The following is a 6039-nucleotide window of genomic DNA, read 5'->3' as shown; positions in this document are numbered from 1 at the left end:
ATACAACGATTGTTGCCATAAGTTACACCTTGCTTGCACTAAAACAACGGGAAGAAATAGACAACCGTTCCATTGGCGACTTGTTTTATTTGATGGTCGATGAATTATCTGACCTCTCTTTTGTAGTGGCGTTCAAGCAACTCATCGAACTGTTCAAAAAAATATCTGCCGATGAATTGGTTTTAGATGACGAAACATTAAATAACATCATCAGTGAATTTCTCAGCCAACTTCCCAAAAATTATCAAAGAGTATTTTGGTAGTTGATTGAGTGAGTTTTTCTTTGGTTAATGTTGGTGTAGCAAGGGGCGTAGGGTGGTTTGGGTGGTTCAAGTTATAGTAGTAACCTAAAAAGAAAAAACGAAATGAAGTAAATCCCCCATTCCGTTCCCCATTTAAAAAGACAACTTCAACTTATGATCAAGACTAAGCATTGCACTTATAGAGTCTTTCATCAGCTGAATTTTTTGGTCGTCTGTTGGTTTAATCGTGCCACTTGCTGATAAGTTGGCTACTCCTGTTGCTACAACCCAAGTGCCGTTTAATAAAGTTTCTACCTCATCTTCATTCAAATCCTTGTACTTCTCTGATTTCTCAAGTATTTTCATGAAATACTCATAACTAAAATTCAACATTCTATTTTCATATTGCTTTTCAACAAACAACGCTGAAAAAAGTTTTGGTTGCTCTTTGGCAAGGTTAATATAATTCAATGCCAAATCAACAATCGGATCTCCAGTGTGTGGAATAGGGTAGACTTCTTGCTCCAAATACTCGTAAATCTCCTCAAATAACACATCTCGCAAGTCACCCATGTTTTCAAATTCTAAATAAATTGGCTGTGTAGAACACCCAACTTGTTCTGCAATGTTTCTTGCGGTCAACGAAGATAATCCTTTTGTACGCACAATTTTATGTGCAGCAGTTAAAATCTGCTCTCTTGTTACCATTTTTTTTCTTGCCATTCTTTTTTCTCCCCTCATATATGTAATGGATACCTCATCTACCTTATGTTTCGTAAAAGTCCTGTACATTTCATTTTAGCACGCTTTCATTTATTTTTTCAAGTAATTTTTGAGAAATTTTATAGAAAGTTTGTATTGAGCAATTTTTTGATAAATTTTTTTAGTACACTTTCCAGTTTCTCTCATTATTGAAAAAGGTAGAAATAGATTTTATCAAAAAAAAATATCGTGTCGCTTTTGTTTTCCGTAAAAATTCGATAGAATAAATTGGAAAATAAAATACAAAGGAGATTCTCATGACATTACCAAATTTTGAAGAAAATCTACAAAAATACGCTAGACTGATTGCTGAAATCGGTGTTGGCACAAAAAAAGGGCATACGGTGGCACTGAATATTTCTGTTGACCAAGCACCACTTGCTCGTTTGATTACAAAAGAGGCGTACGCACTTGGTGCGAGCGAAGTTATTTTAATGTGGGCGGATGAAGAAATTAATCGTGAATTTTTACTTCATGCCGATGAGGATCGCATTGAAAATGTTGCAAACTGGAAATTGACGTTGCAAGATGAAATCATTGAACGTGGGGCAAGTCGTATTAGCGTAGTCTCAAGTGACCCTGCAGCTCTTGCTGGAGTTGATAGTAAGCGAATTGCGACACTTCAAACTGCAATGGGTAAAGCAATGATGCCAACTCGTATCGCAACACAATCAAATCAACTTTCGTGGACGGTGGTTGCTGCTGCAAGTGCTGGCTGGGCAAAAAAAGTCTTTCCAGAATTGAGTGAGGAAAATGCAGTGGACGAGCTTTGGAATCAAATTTTCAAAACGACGAGAATTTATGAAGAAGATCCTGTCGCTGCATGGTTTGCTCATGATAAAAAATTGCAAGAAAAAGCCGAAGAACTCAATCGTGAGCAATTTGATGCGTTGCATTATACTGCTGAGGGGACTGATATTATCTTTGGTTTGCCGAAAAATCATCATTGGGAGGGTGCTGGTAGTACGAATGCTCGTGGCGAAGTTTTCATGGCAAATATGCCAACGGAAGAAGTTTTCACCGCTCCAGATGCCAATCGTGTTGACGGTGTCGTTTCTTCTACTCGTCCGCTTAGCTATGCAGGAACTATTATTGACGGTATGAAATTTACGTTTAAAAACGGTCGTGTTGTTGATTTTTCTGCCGAAGTCGGTGAAGAAGTCTTAGCTCAATTGCTTGATACAGATGAAGGTGCAAGACATCTAGGCGAAATCGCCCTTGTCCCTGACCCTTCTCCTATTTCACAGTCTGGTATTACATTTTTCAATACGTTGTTTGATGAAAATGCAAGTAACCATGTAGCTCTTGGTTCTGCTTATGCCTTTAGTCTTGAGGGCGGTGTCGATATGAGCGAAGAAGAATTGAAACAAGCTGGATTGAATCGTTCAAATGTTCATGTTGACTTCATGATTGGAAGTGATAAGATGAATATCGACGGGATTCGTACTGACGGTACACGTGTGCCAGTATTTAGAAACGGTGACTGGGCTTAATAACAAGAAAACACTCGCACAAATTCGTTTAGATTGGTGCGAGTGTGTTTGTCGTTTTCGATAAAATGCGATAGGTGTGTCTCTAAACTAATTTTATCACCTTGCGATACATATATTTCTCTGGCGAAAGAATTTCTTTTTCTTGAATCGTTCCGTGAGGCTCAAAATAAGTAGAAAGCGGGAGCATTGTTTGAAATTTTTGGTGAGTGTTTCTCACGTCTCCGCCTAACTTTAATTTTCCTTTATCTGAAATCAACTCAAACCGTGCTTTATCCGTTTCAAAATACAAACCGAACATATTTACAGCGTTTGCTTTCGAACAATCAGACCATTCACTCCCCCAACGAAACAAACGTCTTGCTCCACTCCCGTTGACATATTCCCATTCGTCAGCAGACAAAAAGGATAAATTCCACTCTTGAATACGAGATAAATTTTCCTTGAAATTTGCTGCGTTGTGCAAGAAAACACGGTAGACTTCTTCTTGCTCCAAATATTCCAAGAAAAATTTTCCGTCAGAAAACAGTTTTTTCGGACTTTCATAAGAAAAACTCTCCTCAAGACTTAGCTCTGGAAAAAGTTGGCGACGAATTTCCTTTTCATACGGAGCAAAAAGTTCCACGGCTCCATGAAATTCCCCGCTCACACCGTCAAGCATTCCAATGTACGTTGAGCTTGCTGGATACGCATATTTCCCTACAATCATCGGTGGAATGTCAACTTTTCTCACATTACTTGTGTTTTCGTTGATAAAACGGTCGATTGCTTCTCGTGAAAAATGACGATTGGGAACATTTTTCGTTTCTGTTTTCTCTAAAAGCTCACTCATTGGATAGAGATTTGTCCCGTTATCCCAACCTAAAATCACATTTTTTTGCCCTGGAACAAATAAAAATGACTCATCAAGTAAATTGAACTCAATCGTTTTGTTTTTGATGCCACCTAGCTCAAAATTCTTTATCCGAACATTTGAAATTTCAAGTTCTGGGTGAATAAACGTTTCAGCAATAAAATCAAAACAGATCAGTTTTTCTTCATTGCTCAAAGATTTCCATTTTGGGTTCAGCAACTTGTTCATCATGATGATTTGCTCCTTTCTGCGAAATCACTTCGTGATTTCTTGAAACTTGACTTCCGCTTCGCTCCAGCCAAGCGGGGTCATTCGCGAACTAAAGTCCGCTCAAAGTCTTTTCTGCGAAATCATTTCGTGATTTCTTGAAACTTGACTTCCGCTTCGCTCCAGCCAAGCGGGGTCATTTGCGAACTAAAGTCCGCTCAAAGTCTTTTTTGCGAAATCATTTCGTGATTTCTTGAAACTTGACTTCCGTTATCGCTCCAGCCAAGCGGGGTCATTTACGAACTAAAGTCCGCTCAAAGTCTTTTTTGCGTTTTCACTTTGTGATTTCTTGAAACTTGAACTACGTTTCGTACAAGTGAATTTTTTTCTGTATTTCCACTTCAAAAACTCTTGCTTTTCGGAAGTTTCTTAGTCTTTGTGGACAAAGGAATATTTCGTGTTCGCAGACTTTGGTGTTAAACATTCTCTTACGCAATAGTTTTTGCTATGCTATTCGTCTACGTTCAAGCAAATTTTATGGCTAATATGTGCGTTTCCGTTCTTTTCTTTTTTGTCTCAAGTCTTGTCTGCGTTCTGTTTTTCGTTTTTGACGATTTTTTTCTTTTATCGCCCATTCAATTTTTTTCTTGTATCCCGGTTTGATGTTTTTCTTCTTCTTTTTCACCATGCCAATTAGCTCTGTGTCAAGCTCATCACGAGATTTTTCTCGTTTCAAACGGCGATTTCGGTCAAAACTATCGACTAATTCGTCATTTTGAAGTGTTTTTGGATGAAATTCAACTCCCAATTTTTCCAAATCACTCACAAGTCTGTCATCGCTCGGGTCAAAGAGAGTAATCGCTACACCACTCATGCCGTTTCGTCCAGTACGTCCCACACGATGAATGAAAAATTCCAAGTCCGTTGGAATTTCTGCATTAATTACATGACTCACACCCTCAATATCAATACCACGAGCTGCAAGGTCGGTTGCAACCACGTATTGAAATTCTAAATTTTGCACTTGACGCATCACACGCTTGCGTTCACGTGGCGTAATATCTCCATGAATTTTCGCCACTTTCAATCCTTGTTTACGCAAATAATCACCAAGCTCGTCAACACGTGTTTTTGTATTGGCAAAAACAATCGCCAAATAAGGTTGCCCAATCGTCAAAAGTTTGTAAACTAGGGCATTTTTATCCTGACCTTTCGTTGAAATCAACCAATTGTCAATCGTCTCACTCAGAATGGTTTTCGGCTGAATTTCTTCGATTACAGGATTTTCCATGTATTTTTTTAAAAACGGTCGTAATTTTTCAGGAATCGTTGCTGAAAAGACCAGCATTTGTAGTTTTTCAGGTAGTTGTCCTGCGATTTGGTCAACTTCTGCCAAAAAGCCCATATCCAACGTCATATCCGCCTCGTCAATCACAAGAGCGTTTGCTGTATGGATTTTCAACGCATTTTCATTGGTCAAATCAAGGATTCTCCCCGGTGTGCCAATCACGATATGCGGTTGCTGATTTTTCAGTTTTTCCATTTGTCGCTCTTTATCCGTTCCACCGACATAATTTGCCACACGAATAACTGGTGTGAAAAATTTCGCAATCTGCACCGTTGCATTGTAAATTTGTTGTGCCAGCTCACGACTTGGTGCAGTAATCACAAGTTGCACTTCATCTTTTTCCGCTACCACTTTATCCATTAACGGCAATAAAAACGTGTGCGTCTTTCCACTTCCCGTTTGTGATTTTCCAACCACACTTTTCCCACTTTGAATTACAGGAATCAATTTCTCCTGCACTTGTGTCGGATTCGTAAAATTTATTTCTTCCAAAGCCTTCAAAATCATCGCTTGCAAGCCAAATTGTTCAAAAGTTGTCATATTTTCCTCCAAATTCTATTGCTCTTTGATTATAACATATTTGAACGAGGAGATGAATGGTTTGAGCGGAGGTGCCTTTTCAAGTTCTATTCCTCCCCTTTAAAATGGGCAATTGAGTACTTATACAACAACTTTTTAGGAATATGACAATAATCATTAGGGAACTTATCTAGTCTATCTTGATGTTCCTCTGCACTTTTAACATAGTTCGTCAAAGGAAGAACCTCCACTACAATTTTTTCCTTATCAACTCTTTGTGTTATATAGTTTTGAGCAAGTTTCAAATGTTGGGGATTGGTACTATACACACCTGTGCGGTATTTTTTTCCCACATCATTGCCTTGTTTATCCCTACTGTATGGGTCTATAATCTCAAAAAAATAATCCATTAATTGAGGAACTGTGACGATTTCAGGGTCAAATTCTGTTTTCACACATTCCGCATACCCGTCATATTCTCCGTAAAGAGTATCGGACAAACCATTTGCTCGTCCTGCTTGCGTATGAACAACACCTTTTAATGTTTTGATAAATGCTTGCACACCCCACAAGCAGCCACCTGCAAAATAGATTGTTTCAACCATAATCTTTCACCTA

5 protein-coding genes and 1 pseudogene are annotated in these 6039 nt (G+C 38.6%); 2 read left to right on the top strand and 4 right to left on the bottom strand.

From position 1 onward, the window contains the following. Positions 1-263 (top strand): annotated as a pseudogene (locus B5D30_RS13600) (IS4 family transposase); the annotation flags it as partial. A 132-nt stretch (positions 264-395) separates the two neighbouring features. Here B5D30_RS13600 and B5D30_RS06020 read toward each other — a convergent pair. After that, positions 396-965 (bottom strand): TetR/AcrR family transcriptional regulator, encoded by a 570-nt coding sequence (locus B5D30_RS06020; RefSeq protein ID WP_078807148.1) that lies wholly within the window; start codon positions 963-965, stop codon positions 396-398. 296 nt (positions 966-1261) lie between these two features. On the opposite strand from B5D30_RS06020, the gene B5D30_RS06015 reads away from it, so the two are divergent. Beyond that, positions 1262-2497 (top strand): aminopeptidase, encoded by a 1236-nt coding sequence (locus B5D30_RS06015; RefSeq protein WP_078807147.1) that lies wholly within the window; start codon positions 1262-1264, stop codon positions 2495-2497. An 82-nt stretch (positions 2498-2579) separates the two neighbouring features. Here the strand turns inward: B5D30_RS06015 and B5D30_RS06010 are convergent, their stop codons facing one another. The 3 genes from B5D30_RS06010 to B5D30_RS06000 form a co-directional block, all read right to left on the bottom strand. Further along, positions 2580-3578, bottom strand: a complete 999-nt coding sequence (locus B5D30_RS06010) for a DUF7278 family profilin-like fold-containing protein (protein WP_078807146.1) — start codon at positions 3576-3578, stop codon at positions 2580-2582. A gap of 517 nt (positions 3579-4095) precedes the next feature. Then, complete coding sequence (locus B5D30_RS06005; RefSeq protein WP_078807153.1) at positions 4096-5442, bottom strand: DEAD/DEAH box helicase; 1347 nt, start codon at positions 5440-5442, stop codon at positions 4096-4098. A gap of 86 nt (positions 5443-5528) precedes the next feature. Then, positions 5529-6026 carry a peptide-methionine (S)-S-oxide reductase gene (locus B5D30_RS06000; protein WP_078807145.1) on the bottom strand — a complete coding sequence of 166 codons (498 nt, stop codon included), beginning with the start codon at positions 6024-6026 and terminating at the stop codon, positions 5529-5531. Between the last annotated feature and the right edge of the window lie 13 nt (positions 6027-6039).

Origin of the sequence: Pilibacter termitis (assembly GCF_900167335.1) — a bacterium.
Taxonomy (GTDB): Bacteria; Bacillota; Bacilli; order Lactobacillales; family Streptococcaceae; genus Pilibacter; species Pilibacter termitis.
Note: the sequence above shows the minus strand (reverse complement) of the source record. Positions and strands in the feature narration are given on the sequence as shown.

Bases quoted from the DNA above. Each gene is read 5' to 3' on its own strand.
- B5D30_RS06020 (WP_078807148.1), bottom strand. From the start codon at position 965: ATGGCAAGAAAAAAAATGGTAACAAGAGAGCAGATTTTAACTGCTGCA.
- B5D30_RS06015 (WP_078807147.1), top strand. From the start codon at position 1,262: ATGACATTACCAAATTTTGAAGAAAATCTACAAAAATACGCTAGACTG.
- B5D30_RS06010 (WP_078807146.1), bottom strand. From the start codon at position 3,578: ATGATGAACAAGTTGCTGAACCCAAAATGGAAATCTTTGAGCAATGAA.
- B5D30_RS06005 (WP_078807153.1), bottom strand. From the start codon at position 5,442: ATGACAACTTTTGAACAATTTGGCTTGCAAGCGATGATTTTGAAGGCT.
- B5D30_RS06000 (WP_078807145.1), bottom strand. From the start codon at position 6,026: ATGGTTGAAACAATCTATTTTGCAGGTGGCTGCTTGTGGGGTGTGCAA.